Below are 18,953 nucleotides of genomic sequence, written 5' to 3'. Positions count from 1 at the left end.
GGCTGGCCTAGCGGTCCAGCCCCAGTGCGACACGGTCGGCCGTCGCGGCGGCGAGTTCGGCGCGCGCGGAGGCGATGCGGGCCTGCGCGTCGATCAGGCGGACGCGCGCATCGGTCGCGGTCTCCTCGCGCTGGTTGACCAGGAAGAAGTCGCCCGATCCCAGCTCGAAGCGGCGGCGTTCGGCGACCGCGAGCCGGTCGGCCAGGCTGCGTTCCTCCTCCGCGATCCCGGCGAGCCGTTCGGTCGCGCCGACCGCGATGACGATTCCCTCGACCTCGATCGCGATCTGGTCGCGCAGGAAGCGACTGCGCTGTGCCAGTGCGTCGATCTCGGCGCGGGCTTCGGCCACGCGCCCCTTGGCGGCGCGATTCTGAAGCGGGACGCTGAAGCGGAAGCCGACCGCCGCTTCGAGCGGCGTGCGGTTCGGTCCGCCCAGACCGACCGGGCCGACATCCTTGCCGACTTCGCCGCGCAGGTCGAGCCGGGGCGACAGATCGTTTTCCGCCAGCATCAGCCGCGCGGTCGACTGGTCGATCCGGGTCAGGATCGCCCTGTAATCCGGCCGCGCGATCGCTGCCGCGCTTGATCCAGTCGGTGCGACGCCGGCAAGCGCGCTCGTGTCCGCGGGCAGCCGATCGGATGATACGAGCAGCGGTGCTCCCGCATCGTCGCGCAGATAGAGCGACAGCGTGTTGGCGGCGGTGGCGATATCCTGTTCGGCGCGCACGACGAGCGCGCGCCGGCGGACAAGGTTCTGGTCGTTTTCGGTCAACAGGATCTCGGGTCGTGCACCCAGCGTCACCAGCCGCCCGATCGCGCCGCGCCGCCGTTCCGCCAGATCGAGGAGGTCGCGATAGGCACGCAGTCGCAACCCTGCGGCGACCCAGGCCTGATAGGCGTCGACCGCGCGGCGCTGGACGCCGATCGCGACCATCTGGGCTTCGAACCGCGCGACGTCGATGTCCGCGCCGGCGACGCTGCGCCGCGTCCGGCGTTCGTCGACCACGCGGTCGCGCAGCAAGGCGAACAGCGCGCCGACCTTCGCCTCGCCCAGCCGGTTGGTATAGGCCTGATCCTCATAGACCGGAAAAGTGCCTCGCGACGCGCGGTAGCCGCCATAGACATAGCCGCCATTGGTCGTCAGCGGCCGGGTCACTCGGCTCTCGACCACCGTGCCGTCATAATAGCCCGCGACGCGCGACTTGCCGTCGACGTCGAACACCGTGTCGAACGCGCCGTCCGCCGACAGCGATCGCCCCTCCGCTTGGCGGACGCGCGCGAGTGCCTCGACGATCTGCGGGGCGGACCGCGCGGAGGCACCTAGCACCTCGTCGAGTGTCAGTGGGGCGGCCTGCGCGATCGCTGCCACCGGGGACAGCAGCATCAGCAGTGCGGCGAAGAACCGGGTCACTTCTTGCCGCCCTCCTCGTCGGAGGCCTTCGCGTCCATGCCCTTGGCCTCGCCCTTTGCTGCGCCATAGGCTGCCGCGGCCGGACGCCGGCCGAATTCGAGCGGAAAGTCGTTAAGCTGGCGCCAGAGTTCATAGCCGACCAGCACCGTCTCGCCTTGTACCCAGCCGCGCACCTTGCCGCCGGGGCGGACGAATTCGCGCGCGGGCCAGGCGGGTTTGCTGGGCTGGGGCTCGACCAGGATGCGGAACAGCCCGTCTGGCGCGGCATTGGGATCGATCGTGCGGACGCGGCCGTCGAACATGCCCTGTGCGACCGATGGCCAGCCGCTGAACTGGATCGCGGGCCAGCCCTCGAATTCGAGGCGGACCGGGCGGCCGGGACGCAGCACGGGCACGTCGCGACCGTCGACGAACAGTTCGACCGCACGCTCGACGCGCTCGGGGGCGATAACCGCGAGCACCGTGCCGGGCGACACCATCGATCCACCGGTCGTGGCGTTGAGCTGCTGGACGCGACCGTCGCGGGGCGCGCGGACCATCTGCGCGGACTGGCGGTTGAGCTGGATGTCGATCCGGTTGAGCTTGGCGCGCGCCTCGGCCAGCTTGGCGCCCGCATCGGCGACCTTGATCTGGGTCTGCTCATAGTCGCGCCGCGCGGCCAGCCCCTCGGCGAAGAGCTGCGCAGTACGCGACACGTCGATGCCGGCGACCGCGCGGCTTTGCTGGACCGCGGCGATCTCCGCCTCGACCTGCGCCCGTTCGGCGCGCAGACGCGACAGCAGATCGGGATCGAGATCGACGACGCGCGCGATCGGATCGCCGCGTTCGACATGCTGCCCGTCATGCACGTACCAACGTTCGACGCGGCCCGGCACGAACGCCGTCACCTGCTGCTGGCGATCGTCGGGATCGAGCGCGACGACCTGGCCGGTGCCATTGGCGGTCTGAACCCAGGGGACCAGCGCCATGATCGCGATCGCGACCGCGATGCCGATAAACAGCAGCCACGCGACCGTCACCGCGCTGCGCGGTGCCCGCATCTTCGCCAGTGTCGGGAAATGTGCGATGCGATCGGGACTATACGGCATCGTTCGACTCCGTATGCGCGTCGGCGATCAGCGCGGCATGGGTGGCGAAGCGTCGCTGGCGATGCGGTTCGAGGCGGAACCAGCCATCGAGGACGATGTCCTCGGGCCGGCCGGTACACAGCAAGGTGGTCGTCCCGGCCGCCTTCAACCGGCGCAGCACGTCCGCCAGCCGCTCCGCGGGAATCAGGTCGCACAGCTGCGAGAGCATCAGCACGCGTGGTCGCACGAGCAGCGCGCTGGCGAGCTTGAGTGCGACGACCTCGCCGATCGCCAGCGGATAACCCGACGCGGCAAGCGGGGTGTCGAGCCCGTGCGGGAACTGCGCGACCCGTTCGCGCAGGCCCACGGCGTCGAGGACTTCGAGCATCCCGCCCGGGTCCGATCCAGCCGCCGCGGCAAGCGACAGATATTCGCGGATCGTGACCTCGACGATCGTCGGCCGGTCGAGCACCATCACCGCGGATCGCAACAGATACATGTCGAACGTCGCCATGTCGGCGCCACCGACCGTGACCAGCCCGCGCTCGGGCACGATGTGGCGCTTGAGCACCATCGCCAGCAGCCGTTCGGCCCCGCCATCCGCCAGCGTGACGAGCTGTTCGCCCGCCGCCAGCGAGAAGTCGAAGCGCGCACCCTCCACTTCGACGGCTTCGAGCCGGACGGCGCCATCGGCGGGCGCCTGTCCCGCGGTGGCGGCCGCCTGTTCCTGCGGTATCGCGAACAGCAGCGACAATTCCTCAGCGCTCGCGATCAGGTCGTAGAGCGTGTCGAGATACCAGCCGAGCTGCGACACACCGTAGAACACGCCGCTGAGGATCAGTTCGGCCGCGACGAGCTGTCCGATCGACAATTCGCCGCGCAGGATCAGATTGCCGCCAAGCGCAAGCAGCGCCGCGCTGGCAAAGGCATAGAGCAGCAGGAAGGCCACGGTCTGCGCGAAGCTGTAGCGGAAATAACGTTCGTGCCGGTCGACATAGGTTGCAGTGACGGCTTCGGACCGATCCATCGCGAAATCGAGATGGCGGCTCGATTTGTAGAAGCCGTTCGATCCACCCAGGCTTTCCAGCCAGCGGGCGGCCTCATGCTTGGCGTGACTGAGCGCGACCGCGGAGCGGATCGATCCGCGCGACCAGATCGTCCAGATCGCGAGCACCAGCAGGATCAGCAGCGCGTTGAACGCGAGGAAGAAGGGGTGGTAGAAACTCGTCACGACCAGTCCGACCGCGGACTGGAGGATGATCGTGAACGCCCCGATCACCAGGCTCGGCACCGCCTTCTGCACCACGACGAGATCGAAATATCGGTTGAACAGGTCGCCGCGATTCTGATCGGCGAAGAAGGGGTTCTGCGCGTGGACGGCGCGTTCGGTGATTTCGGCGACGACGCGCGCGAAGAAGCGCCGTTCGAACAGCGCCATGACCCAGAAGCGCATCGCGCTGAGCCCGGCCACGAACAGCAGCAGCACGAGCAACAGCCCGGCCAGCGTCCATAACGGTGCGGGCAGCGCGGTGTTGGCGACGCTGTTGATCAGCAGCTGCACCGAGATCGGCGTGGCGAGCGACAACAGGCTGATCGCGACGCCGTACACCATTGCGAGGCGGAGATAGGGCGTATCGGGTGCAACGATCTCACCCAGCCAGCCGCGCGCTTCACGCCATCCGATTCGTTTGCCTGCCACCTGCGTCATCCAACTGCTCGAGCCCGCAATCAGAATTGCCGCACAGTGTTATTGATACAACTACGGGGCGGCTATATCATCGATAGGATAAACCTATGGGCCAACCGCGCGCAACAGGTCGGCGATCAGGTGATAGGCGGGGGCACGGCCTGCGCCGATGCGCCACAGCAGTCCGATCTCGCGATATTGTCGGCCATGGCTGAACGGCCGCACGATGACGTCGCCACCGTCGCGCACTTCCTGGCGGACATAGAGCTCGGGCAGCAATGCCAGCCCCATGCCCATCCCGGCCATCTGCCGGATCGCGTCGAGACTGGTGCCCTCGTAATCGTTGAGCACGACCGCGCCGACTTCGCCGGCGATCGCGGCGACCTGTTGCGCGAGGCGATAGTCCGCGACGAGCGTCAGCAGGTTCTGGCCGCGCAGATCGGCCATCTCGATTCCAGCCTTGGGGGCCAGCGGATGGTCCGCCGCCATCGCCAGATACAGCGCCTCACGGAACAGACGCTCGGTGTGGAATCCGCGCCCGGCGACCGGCAGCTGTGCGAGGATCAGGTCGTGGTCACCCGCCGCGAGTCCCGCGGTCAGCGCGGAGGGCAGGCCTTCGCGGACATGGATGCGCAGCGTCGGATGGTCACGGTGCAGACGCGCGACGAAGGTCGGTAGCAGATAGGCGCCGAGCGTCGGCGATACGCCCAGCCGGATCGTCCCGACCAACGCGTCCGCCGAAGCGACGCGCACCTCCTCCAGGTCCGCAAGGTCGAACAGGATCCGACGCGCGCGCTCGAGGAGCTCGCGGCCGAGCGGCGTCGGGATCGCAGGGCCGCCGCGTTCGAACAATGGCGCGCCGAGAATCGTCTCGAGCGCGCGGATCTGTTGCGAGAGCGACGGCTGCGACACGCCCATCCGTTCGGCCGCGCGCGTGAAGCTGCCGTTTTCGGCAAGCGCGACGAAATAGCTGAGCTGGCGGATGGTGGTCCTGGGGCGATGCATGCGTCATCCTATCGCGCCCGAGCCTGCCTTGCGCACCTGTTATCGCGTCATCGCCCGGTGCGGCGATCAGGTCAGCCAGCCTCCGGTAAACCCGGCGCGCTGCAACCCGCGGCGGATATGCGGATTGCGGCCCATGGTCGTCCAGACGAGGCCGGTGCGCCAATTCTCCATCATGACCACGATCGCACCCTGGTCGATGCCCAGATAATCGTCGTCCACCCACCCTGAAGCGGGATCGACGCTGCCATGCTTGAGCGGCACCGACGTGGCCGTCAGCGTCGGGTTGAACGAATCGAGAAAGCCGTATTTGCCGTAGATGCGGGCGCCGTAGCGGGCGTGCATCGTCTCGATCGCGCGGCGCGACAATTCGGGTTCGAACGCGATCGATGCCGCTGCCGCGGTCGGGGCCAGCGTCCCGTCGTCCCGGTCGCCGACGCCGCGGGCTGCATAGCTGAAGAATTCGCGGCGGCGGCCACCGATGTCGATGGCGAAATCGCCGGGGCCGTCACACGCGGTCAGCCCCCAGACGTCGGGGCCATAGCCTACCCAGCCTTCGGGGTTGGCGATCGCATAGGCGCGCTGCGCGCGGACCGCGCGGCGGCTGTTCTCGAAATAATCGATGCCCTTCGCCGTCATGTAGCGGTCGCGAATGCCGCGGAAGTCGATCCAGCAATGGCTGTACTGATGGATGAACAGTGCGGGAAACTGGACGTGCGGCTCGCCGCCCCAGCGGTCGCCCCACTGCGCGTCGAACCGGCTCGTCCACGCATCCCAGCTCTCTGCCGGCAGCGCGTGCGTCGGCGAGCCGAGCGCGAGGATATAGAGCAGCAGGCCTTCGTTGTAGATGTTCCAGTCATGCGGGATGAAGCCGCTTTCGGGATGCCAGCCCATCGCCATGAACGGTGCACGCGGGGTGATCCAGGTCCAGTCGATCGCAGCATAGAGCTGGTCCGCCAGCGCACGGATCCGGACGTCGCCCGGATGCTCGGTATCGAACCAGCTCTGTGCGAACAGCACGCCGCCGATCAGCAGCGCCGTGTCGATCGTCGACAGTTCGGCGCGTGCGAAGCGGTGACCCTTTGTCCGGCCGAGGAAATGGTAGAACAGGCCCTTGAAGCCGCTATCGTCGCTACGGCTGTCGCCCTGCGGGGCGGCCGCGAAGAATTCGAGCGTGGCCAGGGTCCGCGCGCGCGCCTGGTCGCGCGTGATCCAGCCATTCTCGACTCCGATCGGATAGGCGGTCAGCGCGAAGCCGACCGCGGCGATCGACGCGAAGGACGGTGTCGGCCAACGATCGGGTGCAAGACCCGTGACGGGATCGGTCGTGTCCCAGAAATAGCGGAAGCTGCGGTGATGGAGGTCCGCGAGCAACGCGCTCGGCATCGGCGTGGCGATGGTCCCGGGGCGGGGTAGGGGCGCGCTGGGGAGGGGAGCACTGGGGCGGAACGGCACGGCGCAGCCGGCTATGAGTCCCGCCAGGCCGAGCGTGCTGTGGCCCAGCATCTGCCTGCGATCGATCATGATGTCCTTCGGGTCTGGTCTTCAAAAAAAAAGCGGGGGCGTGGCTGGGCCACGTCCCCCGGGGGCAGGTCAGAAGGAGAAACCCGCCGACAATTTGACCGTGCGCGGTGCGTTGCCGCCCGTGCTGTAGGTCGACCGCCGACCGTAATTCGGATCGAGCGGGCTGTTATTAAAATCGACGTAATTGCGGTCGTTCATCACGTTCAGGATATCGAGCCGCATGCGGATCCTGGTCTGATCGGAGATGAAGCCGAGCGGGACATATTTCGTGAACGCGAAATCGAGCTGTCGACGACCCCAGAGATCGCCAAGGCCATCCGCTTCGCGCCCGACCAGCGTTCGCGAGAACGGATCCGAATTGTCGATGAACGCCTTGAGATAGATCGGCGATTCGATCTGGAACTTGGTCGAGATCGTCACGCCTATCGGCGTATCGACGCTGCCCGCGATGACGAACCGGTGACGCGGCACGCCCGACGAGCGCAAGGTCGGATAATCGGAGAGCTGGGCGAAATCGAGCGAATAGGTTTCGCCGAACTGCCGGTTCTCGTCGGCCTGCGTGTAGGTGTAGGTCGCGTCGATGCTCCACGGCGAGGCCGCCGAATAGGTCTTGGTCAGCTTGAAATAGACGGCATCGGAATTGGTCTTCAGGCCATTGGTGCCGAGAATGATCGACCCGAAGCCGTTCGGCGAGAAGGAGAACGGCGACTGCGGCACGTCGGTCGGGTTGGCCGGATCGTTGAAGAAGAAGCTTCCGTCGGGGCGACGGTTGCCGAGCAGGAACGCGAACCCGTCATTGCTCTCGATATGCGTGAAGCCGAGCTCGAGTTCGACCGGCGAGAAGCGGCCGCGCAGGCCAAGGCTGAACTGGTCCGAATAGGGCAGCTTCAGGTCGTTGTTCATCATGACGATCGCGCGGCCGCCGCCGCTCGCCGAGGTTGCCAGCTGCTGACGTCCGGCCTCGGTAAGGTAGACCGGATCCCATGCGATACAGGTCTGGCTCGGTACGCAGGGGTTGAGTGAATCATTGCTGATGAAGTTGAACGTGCGGACCTGATACGCGCCCTGGCTGACCTCCTGCTGGAGGAAGTCGAACTGGTTGCGATCATAGGAGCGGCCATAGCCCCCGAACATCGAGAAGCGTCCGGCTTCGTCGAAGCGGTAGGTAAAGCCCAGACGCGGTTGCCACGCACCCTTGAACGCCTTCCGGTTGTTGCCGGTCGAGATATAGTCGTTGATGTCGTAGTCGGCGCCAATCAGGTTGCCGTAATTGGCGGGTGACACCGCAGCGACATTCTCTGCCGAGGTGGCATAATCGAGATAGGCTGGCGTCCGCTCATAATCCCAGCGAAGGCCAAGATTGAGCGTCAGGTGATCGGTGACGTCCCAATCATCTTGCGCATAGAAACCGATCTGGAAATTGTTCGATCGGACGTTGGGATTGCCCGCCGCGACGGCGGCGCCGAACTGGAGCTGGTAGGGCAGCGTGTCGTTGAAGGCGACGCCGGGGATTGCGTTGACGTCATAGGTATATTGCGGGTTGGTCAGGTTCTGCTCGCGCGTGTTGAGCTTCACCCATTTCGCCTTGGCGCCGACCTTGATCGTGTGCCCCTGAAGGCCGGTGAAGGTGAAATCGTCCTGGACGGTCCAGCCCTTCTGCCCCTTGGTCTGGAAGTTGCCGCCGGCACCGGCGCGCAGCAGGTCGGTGCGCTGCGTGCCGCTGCCGATCCGCTGCGTCGCCTGGAAGAACTGCGTGATGCCGCCGGTCGCGGGCGTCGGCGAGAAGACCACATCCTCATACGAGACGCGCGCGTCGTTGATCCACGTATTGCCCGTATGCTGCCAGCGCAGCAGGCCGCGCTTGTCGACGACCTTGTTCAGCGTCGACGTGCTCGCGGCGTTGATGCCCGTCGCGTTCTGCAGCCCGGATTCGTTGCGATACTTGCCCGACAGCTCGATCAGATCATTGTCCGTCGGCACGATATCGATCTTGCCGAAGTACAGGTCTTCCTTGAAGCGCTGCGCGAAGGTGCCGAAATCGTCCCGATATTGTTCGGGGATCGACGCGACCGGATAGCCGTTCTCGGGTCGCACGTCGTACGGACTGGTGATGCGCTTGCCTTCATAGGTGAAGAAGAAGTGCGCCTTGTCCTTAATGATCGGGCCGCCCAGGGCCGCGCCGAACTGCTTGTTGCTCGTGTCCACCTTCGGAATCGTGGTCGGGAAAATCTCGCTCGGGCGACGGTCGCGCAGCTTCTGGTTGGTGTAGTCGAAGAAGCCCTCGCCGTGGAATTCGTTCGTGCCCGACTTGGTCACCGCGGTGATCGCGACCGAGCTGACCTGGTCGAACTCCGCCTTGTAGTTGGACGACAGCACCTGATATTCGCCGATGCCGAGCTGCGGGAAGGGATTGCCGGGCGACGAATCCTGGCCGGTGATGCCGTTCTTGAGGACGTAATCCTTCTGGCTGACGCCATCGACGAAGACGTTGACGGTGCGGCTGTCCTGGCCGCCGCCCTGGATGCGCGACGCGCCGCTGGCGTCCTCGATGAAGCGAACGCCCGGCGCAAGATCGGCGAAGGCGAGGAAGTTGCGGTTGTTCTGGGGCAGTTGCTCGATCAGGCGCTGCGTGATGTTGCTGCCGACCTGGCCGCCAGACAGCGAGCGGATCCGGTTGCCGGTGACGACGATCTCGTCGCCCGTGCCGCCGGCAGCCGGGGTCGCCCCGGTGTCCGCCGTCGGATCAGGCTCGGCACCGGGCGTTGTCGGCTGAGCGGCGGGGGGCGTCGCGGCGCTCGACAGGTCGAGGTCAAGCCCGGCGCTCTGCCCGACGCGCAGCGTGAAGCTGTCGGAATTGCGCGTACCGGTGCGCTGCTTGATCTCGAGGCGATAGGTGCCTGCGCGCAGCGACGCGAAGTTGTAGCCGCCAGCGGCGTCGGCGGGCACCGTGCGACGCAGGCCGGTCGCGACCTCGACCGCGGTGACCTCGACGACCGGATTGTCCGCCGGCGCGGTGATCGTGCCGCGTAACGACGCCTGGCCGACCTGGGCGGCTGCCGGCGCTGGGGCGAACAGCACCCCGCCGGACAGCGCCGTCAGCGAAAGCGCTGCCGCACGCAACATCATCTTGGTCATGGTCGTTCCCCTGTTCCCGATTGATCGGGTGTCTCGTTGTGGATTGTGGATAGAAATGCGTTGGGTCGTGCCGGGTCGGGCTGGCCGGTCGATTCCCGTATGACGACGACCGGGACGCGCTGCTCGGGCAGGCCATGGTCCTGCCCGGCAATCGCGCCTGCCAGCCGTGCGACGCCGCGCGCACCGAAGGCCGCGATGTCGATGCTTGCGGTGGTCAGCGACGGCGTGATGAGCCGGGCGAGCGGGATGTCGTCGAAACCGGCGATCGCAATCTGCTCCGGAACGGCAATCCCGGCCCGTTTCAGCGTCATCATCGCGCCGATCGCCATCATGTCGTTCGCGGCGAAGATCGCATCCGCGTCGCACCCCTCGTCGAGAAGGGTCGCGGCGGCGGCGATGCCCGAGGGTTCGTTGAAGTCCCCTTGCAGGATGCGCAGCGTGACGCCCGCACGCGCGCAGGCGTCGCGCGCGCCGCGACACCGTTCCTCCGCATCGATATTCCCCTCGGGGCCGGTGATATGGACCAGCCGGCGGCGGCCGGTCGCGATCAGATGCTCGACGATCGCGGCGGCACCGGCGGCGTTGTCGATGCGCAGTTCGGCGCGGCCGGGCTGTCCCGGCGCACAGTTCAGCAGCACCGCGGGCATGTCGCGCGGCAGGTGCGCGAGCAGCTCGTCCGCCGCGACCTGAGGGGCCATCACCAGCAGCCCGTCGACCCGACCGCGCATCGCGTTCAGCGCCGCCACACCGCGCGCCGCGTCGCCGTGCATCCTCATCAGCATCAGGTACAGCCCGCGCTCCGACGCCTCGCGGTCCATACCGCGGAGCAGTTCGGAGAAGAATTCGCCGTGGAGATCGGGGATCACCACGCCGATCATGCCAGAGCGGGCCGAGCTCAGGTGTCGCGCCGCGGCATGCGGGACATAGCCGAGCCGCGTCGCGACCTCCTCGATATGCTTGCGCAATTCGGGGCGGACGCTGGCGAGCCCGTTCATCGCGCGCGACACGGTCGCCACCGACACCGCCGCCTCGCGGGCAATATCACGGATCGTGGCGTGCGACATGGCTGGTCAGGATCCCCTCTGGCGTCGGCCGTCGTTCGCGGCTGGAAATGTTGTTCTTGATGTAACCGGTTACATGATCCACAAACGGGGATCAAGAACCTTGCAACGATCATCAGCCCGGTGGAGCCGGGCGGTCGAAACAGGCACGGACAAAGGGTTAGCGGATGACGGCGGCGACGATGGCACAACGGACGATTTCACGACGGGCGATGATCATGGGGGCCGGGGCGGTGACCGCCTGGGCGGCGAACCCCGCGCGCGCGCTGCTGCAGCAGACGGCACAGCCGCGTGCCCTGCCCGCATCGGTCGAAGCCGTGCTTGCGCGCATGACCGTCGTCGAGAAGGCCGGGCAGTTGACGCTGATGGCGGCGGCCTGGGCGGGGGGGGCGGCGACCGCGCTCAACCCCGCGGGCGGGTCGTCGAGTTTCGACGAACAGCTCGCGCAGGTCCGCGCCGGGCGACTGGGCGGGGTGTTCAACGGCAATGGCGCGGTGATGGCGCAGCGGATGCAGACCGCTGCGATGCGCCAGTCGCGATTGAAGATCCCGCTGCTGTTCGCCGCCGACGTGATCCACGGGCTGCGGACCGTGTTTCCGGTCCCGCTGGCAGAGGCGGCAAGCTTCGATCCCGAACTTGCACGGCGTACCGCCCGGGCCGCGGGGGCCGAGGCGGCGGCATCGGGGATCGACTGGACGTTCGCGCCGATGGTCGATGTCGCGCGCGACGCGCGCTGGGGCCGTGGTGTTGAGGGGGCGGGCGAGGATGTCCTGCTCGGCCGGATGATGGCGGCCGCGCGGGTCCGCGGGTTCCAGGGCGAGCGGGGACTGGCGGCGTCGGACGCGGTCGCGGCGTGCGCCAAGCATTTCGCCGCCTATGGCGCGGGCGAAGCCGGGCTCGACTACAACACGGTGGACGTTTCGGAACGTACGCTCCGCGAGGTGTATTTTCCGCCGTTCCAGTCGGCCTTCGACGCCGGCGCTGCGACGACGATGGCGGCGTTCAACGAAATTTCGGGCGTCCCGGCGACCGCGAATGCGTGGCTGCTGACGCAGATCCTGCGCCGCGAATGGGGCTTTGGCGGGCTGGTCGTGTCCGACTATACCGGCGACGAGGAATTGATCGCGCACGGTTTTGCGACGGATGCGCGCGAAGCGACCAAGCTCGCCTTCATGGCCGGCGTCGACATGAGCATGCAAAGCGGGTTTTACCTGGCGCATCTGCCGGCGCTCGTCGCGGCGGGCGAGGTGCCGATGGCGCGGCTCGACCAGGCGGTCCGCCGCGTCCTCGCGCTCAAGGTCGCGCTCGGACTGTTCGACGATCCGTTCCGGCGGATCGACCCGCGTCGCGAGAAGACGCGGATCCGGACGCGCGAGACGCTGGCGCTGGCGCGCGATGCGGGGGCGCGGTCGATCGTCCTGCTGAAGAATGAGGGCGCATTGCTGCCGCTGCCGCGACAGGGACGGCGGATCGCGCTGATCGGCCCGTTCGCGGCCGGGCAGCACGATCTGATCGGTCCGTGGAACGTGTACGGCACCGACGCCGAAGCAGTCGATCTGGCGACCGGTATCCGGGCCGCAGTGGCCGATCCGGCGCAGGTTAGCGTGACGCCGGGGTCGGGGATCGACGATCCGCTCCCCGGCGGGATTGCCGCGGCGGTCGCCGCCGCACGCGCGGCCGATGTCGTCCTGCTGGCGGTCGGCGAGAGTCAGCGCATGTCGGGCGAGGCGCAGTCGCGGGCGTCGATCGTGATCCCCGCGGCGCAGATGGCACTGGCCGAGGCGGTGGCCGCGACCGGCACGCCGATCGTCGTGCTGCTGCGGACCGGCCGTGCACTGGTGCTCAGCGACGCGGTGCTCAAGGCGCCGGCGATCCTGGTCACCTGGTTTCTGGGGTCGCAGGACGGGCCGGCGATCGCCGACATCGTGTTCGGCAAGACCGGCCCGTCGGCGCGGCTGCCCGTTTCCTTTCCGCATGCCACGGGGCAGGAGCCCTATCATTACGACCACAAGAACACCGGGCGGCCCAACCCGCCGGGCCCGTTGCTCGAATACAAGGCGCGCTACCGCGAATTCGCCAATGCCGCGCTGTTCTCGTTCGGTCATGGCCTGACCTATGGCGCAATCGACTATGAGTCGCTCGATCTCGGCACTGCGCGTCTGTCGACCGATGGCGCGCTGACGGTGCGCGCGACGATCGGCAATAGCGGCACGCGCGCCGCCGAAGAGGTCGTGCAGCTCTATATCCGCGATCTGGCGGCCAGCGTGACGCGTCCGGTGCGCGAACTCAAAGCGTTTCGCCGCGTCGCGCTGAAGCCGGGCGAGCGGCAGGTCGTGTCGTTCACGCTGCGTCGTGACGACCTGCTCTTCATCGGCCAGGATCTCGTGCCGACGGTCGAGCCGGGCCGCTTCCACCTGTGGATCGCGCCGTCCGCACAGGCGGAGGGTGTATCCGGGGAGTTCCAGCTCGTCTGACGATCATCGATGCGGTGAGGCCGCCCCTTGTGCGGGCGCGCGTGATCGGGAAAGGCGATGCGGGTGAAGCGGGTCGATCAGCGTGGTGGTTCCCCGGCGGCGGCGGGCCGCCTGCGCGCGCCGCTGATGCTGGCGCTGATGCTCGTCGCCGTTGCGGCATTCCGCATCCACACGGCGGGTTATTCGCTCTGGTATGACGAGCTGGCGTCGCTCGAATTCGCGCGTCAGCCCGTGTCGCGGCTGTGGAGCAGCTGGATGCTGCGCGAGACCAACCCACCACTGTTCTACACGATGCTGTCGGGCTGGATCACGCTGGTCGGCCAGGATGATGTCGCGGTGCGGATCCTTCCGATCGGGATCGGGATGGCGGGGATCGGCGCGGCATACGGGCTAGGGCGAGCGGTCGGGGATGTGAAGATCGGGCTGCTCGCCGCCGCGCTGCTGTCTCTGTCCGCGCTGGGCACGGATCTGAGCCAACAGCTGCGCGGCTATGCGCTCGCGCAGCTGGCGGTGCTGCTCGCCTGCACCGGGATGGTGCTTTATCTGCGTCGCCGGGCGCCGGGTGGGCTGGTCCTCTACGGCATTGCGACGCTCATCGGCCTGTATACGCATACGACGGTCGCTCTGTTTGCCGGGTTGGCGGGGGTGACAATGCTCTGGCTGCTGCGGAGTGACCGACGGGCACAGGCGCGGTGGCTGGCGACGAACGTCGCGGTGCTGACCGGCTGGGGATGGTGGGGGATGATCAGCGTCCGCCAGATGACGATGCCCGTGACCAATATCGCGTGGATCGCCACACCGTCCTGGCGTGACGCGGTCGCGATGACCGCACAGGTCTATCTGCCGCTCTTTCCCCATGAGACGGGGGTTGCGGGTATGCTGCTGCTGGCCGGCCTGTTCGCCGGGCTCGCAGCGTGTGCGGTACGCGCGGCGCGACCGGAAGTGCGGCTGCTCGCCGTCCTGACGATCGGCGCGCCGCTGCTGCTGTTCGCGATCAGCCAGCGGGTGCCGATATTCCTGCCGCGCACGCTGAGCTGGGCGAGCGGACCCGAGCTGGTCCTCGTGGCGCTCGGCGTGACGCGCATAAGATCGGCCCCCGTCGCCCGTGCAAGCGGAGCCATCCTGCTCGGCCTGAGCGCCATCGGCCTGGCGAGCTGGCTGCCCAGCCGTGAGCGCGAGCACTGGCCTCAGGCCGTCGCCCTGATCGGAAGCCATAAACCCGCGCTCGTCATCGTCGGCGACGATGCGGTCGCGCTGGCGCTTGATCGCTATCGCTCAAACGCGGAGCTCAAGGGCCCGAGACCGATCGTCGTTCAGTCGGCCTATCGTGAACGCTGGGCCGACGGGCTGTATTCGGGCACGCATTTGTCGCCCGCCGCCGCGCTTGCGGTGATTCGCGACCGGGGTTGCGCCGCGGTGGTCGAATGGGGACCCTTTCATCCGCCGATACTTGACGATCCGGCGGTGACCGCCCGACCGCTCACCCGTGACACCACCCCGGCGGTGACGCTGATCGATATCCCGCGGGCGCGCCGAGCATGTCGGCCCTGATCTGAAGCCCGTTAACGACCGCAGGACGCCACCTTTTTACGAGGTGCCCAAGATAGCGACCGGGCTCAGCGGCGGCGTTTGACGAGGATCGCGCGCTCGCCGGTGATCGACGCCTTGAACCCGCCAAAGCCGGCCTGCCGGATGGTGATTGCGGTGCCCGGCCGGGGTTGCAGCGAGAGCGGTTCGATCGTTTCCCAGACCATGCCGTTCGCCAGTTGCAGCGCGAACCGCGCATAGCTCGCCGGCTTTGCCGTGGTGATCGTAGTCTGCACCTCCGTAACGCGTGTGGCGCGATCCGCCTCACCGCCGCCAAGCGGGTTCTGACCGGCATCGGCAAGGCCGAATTGCTGGCGTTTGCGCTCGATAACCTTGCCACGGTCGAGCGCAAGCAGGTCGCCTGCCTGGCGCGCGCGCGCGATCTGCCCGGCGGTCGTGTCGAAGCAGGCAAGCCGGGCTGCATCGGCCGTTATGTCCCGGCACGCGGCCAGCGCATCCAATGTCTTCGAAGAGTCTTCTCTGGCCTGCGCGGCAACAGCCGGGGCGATCGGCAGCGCGCCGATGAGCAGCGCTGACAGGGCAACAGAGATGGCCGACAACATTCGCATATGATCGCCTTATGAGCTTTCGCTTGGCGGAACCCGGCCTCGGGTTTCGCCATACGACACTATGTTGCGGTTATGTCACGGTGATGTCGCAAACGAAATGAGAAAAGGTCCGAATCGACGATAATTGTTGCAGCGCAATGGCGTGGCTGGATAGATCGTGACCAGAACCGGAAAAACCGGAGAAAATGCACGGTGCATTCACCGGCGACAAAGGGGTATTTATGACATCTGCAGCTCGCGCCCATTTGCTTGCGACCACGTTGCTGATGGGGGCGACGACGTTCGCCACTCCAGCCCTTGCGCAGGTCCAGGGGGACAATTCGGGGATTCGCGCCGGGGGCGCGACCGCGACTCAGTCGACCACGCCGGGCGCCAACGCCCAGGGCGAAGTCGGCATGACGACGTCGGAAGCCGCGCCGAGCACGGAGAACAGCCAGGGTGACATCGTCGTCACCGGCTCGCTGATCAAGAACCCCGCGCTGATCGCCTCATCGCCGGTGACTGTCATCGGCCAGGAGGAAATCAAGCTTCGCCAGTCGAACACCGCCGAAGACATTCTGCGCACGCTGCCAGGTGCGACGCCGAGCATCGGTTCAGCCGTCAACAACGGCAATGGCGGCGCGTCCTATGTCGATCTTCGCGGCCTCGGCTCGTTCCGCAACGTCGTCCTGCTCGACGGCAACCGCATTGCACCCTCGGGTCTGCTCGGTCGCGTCGATCTCAACAACATCCCGCTCGCACTGGTCGAGCGGGTCGACACGCTGACCGGCGGCGCCGCGACCACCTACGGCGCAGACGCCGTTTCGGGCGTCGTCAACTTCATCACGCGGTCGGATTTCTCGGGCATCGACGCCTCGGTTTCGAACCAGATCACCGAGCGTGGCGATGGCGCGTATTTCCGCGGCGACATTACGATCGGCGCCAATTTCGACGATGGCCGCGGTAACGCGGTCTTCTCGGTCGGGTACCAGCAGTCGGATCCCGTCTATCAGGGCGAGCGCGACTATTCGGTGCAGAATTACGACTCGTTCTCGGGCGCGAGCAGCGGCTCGGGCACGACGGTCCCATCGGTCTTCACGCTTGGCGGTCGTCGCCAGATCAACCCGGCCACGGGTTCGCTGACGACGGCGGTCATTCCGTTCAACTTCAACCCGTACAACATCTTCCAGACGCCGTTCGAGCGGTTCAACATGTATGGCGCCGGCCATTACGAAGTGTCGGACAGCGTCGAAATCTATACGCGCGGCCTGTTCTCGAAGAATACTGTCGACACGATCATCGCGCCGTCGGGTGTGTTCAACTCGTCGATCGTTGTTCCGTTGTCGAACCCCTACCTGCCGGCCGGTGCGCGGAATCAGTTCTGCGCCGCCGCCAGCATCACGCAGGCGCAGTGCGACCTTGCCGCAGCCGCGACCAGCCCTACCGTCACCGTGGGCGGCGTGACGACGGCAAACCCGAACTTCCGCACGATCACGACAAACCTGTCGCGCCGGACGACCGAGGTCGGGCCGCGCATCTCGAACTTCCAGACGACGATCTTCGATTATCGTGCCGGCGTGAAGGTTGGGCTGACCGAGGGTATCAAGCTTGACGTCTCGGGCGGTTACGGTGAATCGGAGAATACGCAGACGCTGCAGGGCTATGTCCTGACGTCGCGCGTACGGTCCGCGGTCTATGCAACCAATACCACGAGCTGCCTTGGCGGTGCGCCCGGCGGTGCGGCGATCGACGCGGGAACCGGCTGCGTTCCGCTCAACGTCTTCGGTGCCGACGGTTCGATCACCCCCGATATGACCTCGTATATCACGGGTGAGAGCACGACGACCGTTCGTACCTCGCTGGCGCAGGCCCGCGCGGTTCTCAACGGTGATTTCGGCTTTGCCTCGCCGTTCGCGAGCGACTCGATCGGTTTCGCGGCCGGTGCGGAGTATCGCAAGTACCGTGCGTCGCAGCGTTCGGATACGCTGGCACAGACCGCTGGCGAACTCGGTGGCGCCGGTGGCGCCGCGCCGAACATCGACGGTGGCTATGAAGTCAGCGAAGGCTTTGGCGAGCTCATCGCACCGCTCGTCCAGGATCGTCCGTTCTTCCAGAGCCTGACGCTCGAAGCGGGCGTCCGCTACTCGCACTACAAGGTCTTCGCGGCCAACTCGCCCTCGTATAACACGACCACCTACAAGGGCGGCGGCAGCTGGGAGCCTGTCACGGGCCTGAAGGTTCGCGGCAGCTATCAGCGTGCAGTCCGCGCACCGACGATCAGCGAGCTGTTCTCGCCGGTGAATACGGGTCTGACCAACCTGGCGACCGATCGTTGCGCCGGTGCAGCGCCGGTCAACGATGCCAATCTGCGCGCCGTCTGCCTTGCGCAGGGTGCACCGGCCTCGACCATCGGTCTCATTGCGGTTCCGACTGCGGGTCAGGCGAACATCACGTCCGGCGGTAACCTCGACCTGCGTCCGGAAAAGTCGGACAGCTACACGCTCGGCCTCGTCATCCAGCCGCAGCAGATCATTCCCGGCCTTTCGATCAACGTCGATTACTACAACATCAAGATCAAGGGCGCGATTTCGCAGTTCGCGCCGGGCGATATCATCTCCAACTGCTTCGACACCATCACCGCGGCGAGCGCCACCAGCCCGGCCTGCCTCGCGATTTCGCGAAACCCGGTCACGGGCGGACTCGACGGCGATCCGGCAACCACGCGCGGCCTGCTGGCTGCAATCTCGAACCTTGGCACCGTCAAGACCGACGGTATCGATCTTGCGATCAACTATCGCACGCCGCTGACTCAGGGTGTCAAACTGGGCCTGTCGTTCCAGGGCAACTGGTCGAACTCCGCGACCTTCCAGGCCGCACCGGGCCTCATCAATCGTGAGTGCATCGGCTATTATTCGGTCAACTGCGGCGGCGCGGCCAGCGCCGCGGCGGGGGGCTCGGGCTCGATCCAGCCCGAATTCACCTGGAACACCCGTGCGACGTTCACCTTCGTCGACAATATCGACGTGTCGGTGCTGTGGCGTCACATCGATAACGTCCAGCAGGAGCCGGACGATGTCGTCAACGGCAACGGGGCGGCGTTCAGCGGTACGCTCACCGGTGGCGCTCTTGCCGGCCAGTCTGCGGATTTCACGCGGATCCCGTCCTACGACTATATCGACCTGTCGACGCGGATCGGCATTGCCGAGAATTTCGACCTGACCGTCACGGTCCAGAATGTGTTCGACAAGCAGCCGCCGCTCGTTGGGTCCACGGTGGGTTCGACCAGCTTCAACAGCGGCAACACCTATCCGTCGACGTATGACGCACTGGGCCGCCGCTTTGCGATCGGTGCGAACCTGCATTTCTAGGGTCAGGCCATCTCGGTCTTGAATGGGGCGGTTCTTCGGAACCGCCCCTTTTTTTGTTCGGGCTCGACCGCGAAACTATCGGCTGCGCG

11 protein-coding genes are annotated in these 18,953 nt (G+C 66.6%); 3 read left to right on the top strand and 8 right to left on the bottom strand.

The window, feature by feature from the left end:
- Positions 1–7: 7 nt before the first annotated feature.
- The 7 genes from J3A66_RS08365 to J3A66_RS08335 form a co-directional block, all read right to left on the bottom strand.
- The gene (locus J3A66_RS08365) at positions 8–1,411 is read right to left on the bottom strand and encodes a TolC family protein (RefSeq protein ID WP_348634018.1); all 1,404 of its coding nucleotides are present in this window, start codon (positions 1,409–1,411) and stop codon (positions 8–10) included.
- A complete protein-coding gene (locus J3A66_RS08360; protein ID WP_209568215.1) occupies positions 1,408–2,499 on the bottom strand; it encodes an HlyD family efflux transporter periplasmic adaptor subunit in 1,092 nt (363 codons plus the stop codon). Before J3A66_RS08360 ends, J3A66_RS08365 begins: the two co-directional genes overlap by 4 nt.
- Positions 2,489–4,177 (bottom strand): ABC transporter transmembrane domain-containing protein, encoded by a 1,689-nt coding sequence (locus J3A66_RS08355; protein ID WP_037531815.1) that lies wholly within the window; start codon positions 4,175–4,177, stop codon positions 2,489–2,491. Before J3A66_RS08355 ends, J3A66_RS08360 begins: the two co-directional genes overlap by 11 nt.
- 93 nt (positions 4,178–4,270) lie before the next feature.
- Positions 4,271–5,170 carry a hydrogen peroxide-inducible genes activator gene (locus tag J3A66_RS08350; protein WP_031394538.1) on the bottom strand — a complete coding sequence of 300 codons (900 nt, stop codon included), beginning with the start codon at positions 5,168–5,170 and terminating at the stop codon, positions 4,271–4,273.
- A gap of 66 nt (positions 5,171–5,236) precedes the next feature.
- Positions 5,237–6,691, bottom strand: coding sequence for a glucoamylase family protein (locus J3A66_RS08345; protein WP_209568213.1), 1,455 nt, complete (start codon positions 6,689–6,691; stop codon positions 5,237–5,239).
- 69 nt (positions 6,692–6,760) lie between these two features.
- Complete coding sequence (locus J3A66_RS08340; RefSeq protein WP_245336733.1) at positions 6,761–9,826, bottom strand: TonB-dependent receptor; 3,066 nt, start codon at positions 9,824–9,826, stop codon at positions 6,761–6,763.
- Positions 9,823–10,890 (bottom strand): LacI family DNA-binding transcriptional regulator, encoded by a 1,068-nt coding sequence (locus J3A66_RS08335; RefSeq protein ID WP_209568211.1) that lies wholly within the window; start codon positions 10,888–10,890, stop codon positions 9,823–9,825. Before J3A66_RS08335 ends, J3A66_RS08340 begins: the two co-directional genes overlap by 4 nt.
- A gap of 179 nt (positions 10,891–11,069) precedes the next feature.
- Here J3A66_RS08335 and J3A66_RS08330 point away from each other — a divergent pair, with 179 nt between their 5' ends.
- Both J3A66_RS08330 and J3A66_RS08325 read left to right on the top strand, forming a co-directional pair.
- Complete coding sequence (locus tag J3A66_RS08330; RefSeq protein ID WP_209570445.1) at positions 11,070–13,361, top strand: glycoside hydrolase family 3 N-terminal domain-containing protein; 2,292 nt, start codon at positions 11,070–11,072, stop codon at positions 13,359–13,361.
- Positions 13,362–13,424: 63 nt separating this feature from the next.
- Entirely contained in the window at positions 13,425–14,912 is a 1,488-nt protein-coding gene (locus tag J3A66_RS08325) for a glycosyltransferase family 39 protein (RefSeq protein ID WP_209568210.1), read from the top strand.
- 65 nt (positions 14,913–14,977) lie between these two features.
- On the opposite strand, the gene J3A66_RS08320 is transcribed toward J3A66_RS08325, so the two are convergent.
- A complete protein-coding gene (locus tag J3A66_RS08320; protein ID WP_209568208.1) occupies positions 14,978–15,517 on the bottom strand; it encodes a hypothetical protein in 540 nt (179 codons plus the stop codon).
- A 221-nt stretch (positions 15,518–15,738) separates the two neighbouring features.
- On the opposite strand from J3A66_RS08320, the gene J3A66_RS08315 reads away from it, so the two are divergent.
- Entirely contained in the window at positions 15,739–18,864 is a 3,126-nt protein-coding gene (locus J3A66_RS08315; protein ID WP_209568206.1) for a TonB-dependent receptor, read from the top strand.
- Positions 18,865–18,953: the final 89 nt, after the last annotated feature.

The sequence above is a fragment of the Sphingomonas sp. PvP018 genome (assembly GCF_017876865.1).
Classification (GTDB): domain Bacteria; phylum Pseudomonadota; class Alphaproteobacteria; order Sphingomonadales; family Sphingomonadaceae; genus Sphingomonas; species Sphingomonas aerolata.
The sequence above is the reverse complement of the archived record's forward strand: the minus strand, read 5'-3'. Positions and strand labels throughout refer to the sequence as shown.

Bases quoted from the DNA above. Each gene is read 5' to 3' on its own strand.
- J3A66_RS08360 (WP_209568215.1), bottom strand. From the start codon at position 2,499: ATGCCGTATAGTCCCGATCGCATCGCACATTTCCCGACACTGGCGAAG.
- J3A66_RS08350 (WP_031394538.1), bottom strand. From the start codon at position 5,170: ATGCATCGCCCCAGGACCACCATCCGCCAGCTCAGCTATTTCGTCGCG.
- J3A66_RS08345 (WP_209568213.1), bottom strand. From the start codon at position 6,691: ATGATCGATCGCAGGCAGATGCTGGGCCACAGCACGCTCGGCCTGGCG.
- J3A66_RS08340 (WP_245336733.1), bottom strand. From the start codon at position 9,826: ATGACCAAGATGATGTTGCGTGCGGCAGCGCTTTCGCTGACGGCGCTG.
- J3A66_RS08335 (WP_209568211.1), bottom strand. From the start codon at position 10,890: ATGTCGCACGCCACGATCCGTGATATTGCCCGCGAGGCGGCGGTGTCG.
- J3A66_RS08330 (WP_209570445.1), top strand. From the start codon at position 11,070: ATGGCACAACGGACGATTTCACGACGGGCGATGATCATGGGGGCCGGG.
- J3A66_RS08320 (WP_209568208.1), bottom strand. From the start codon at position 15,517: ATGCGAATGTTGTCGGCCATCTCTGTTGCCCTGTCAGCGCTGCTCATC.
- J3A66_RS08315 (WP_209568206.1), top strand. From the start codon at position 15,739: ATGACATCTGCAGCTCGCGCCCATTTGCTTGCGACCACGTTGCTGATG.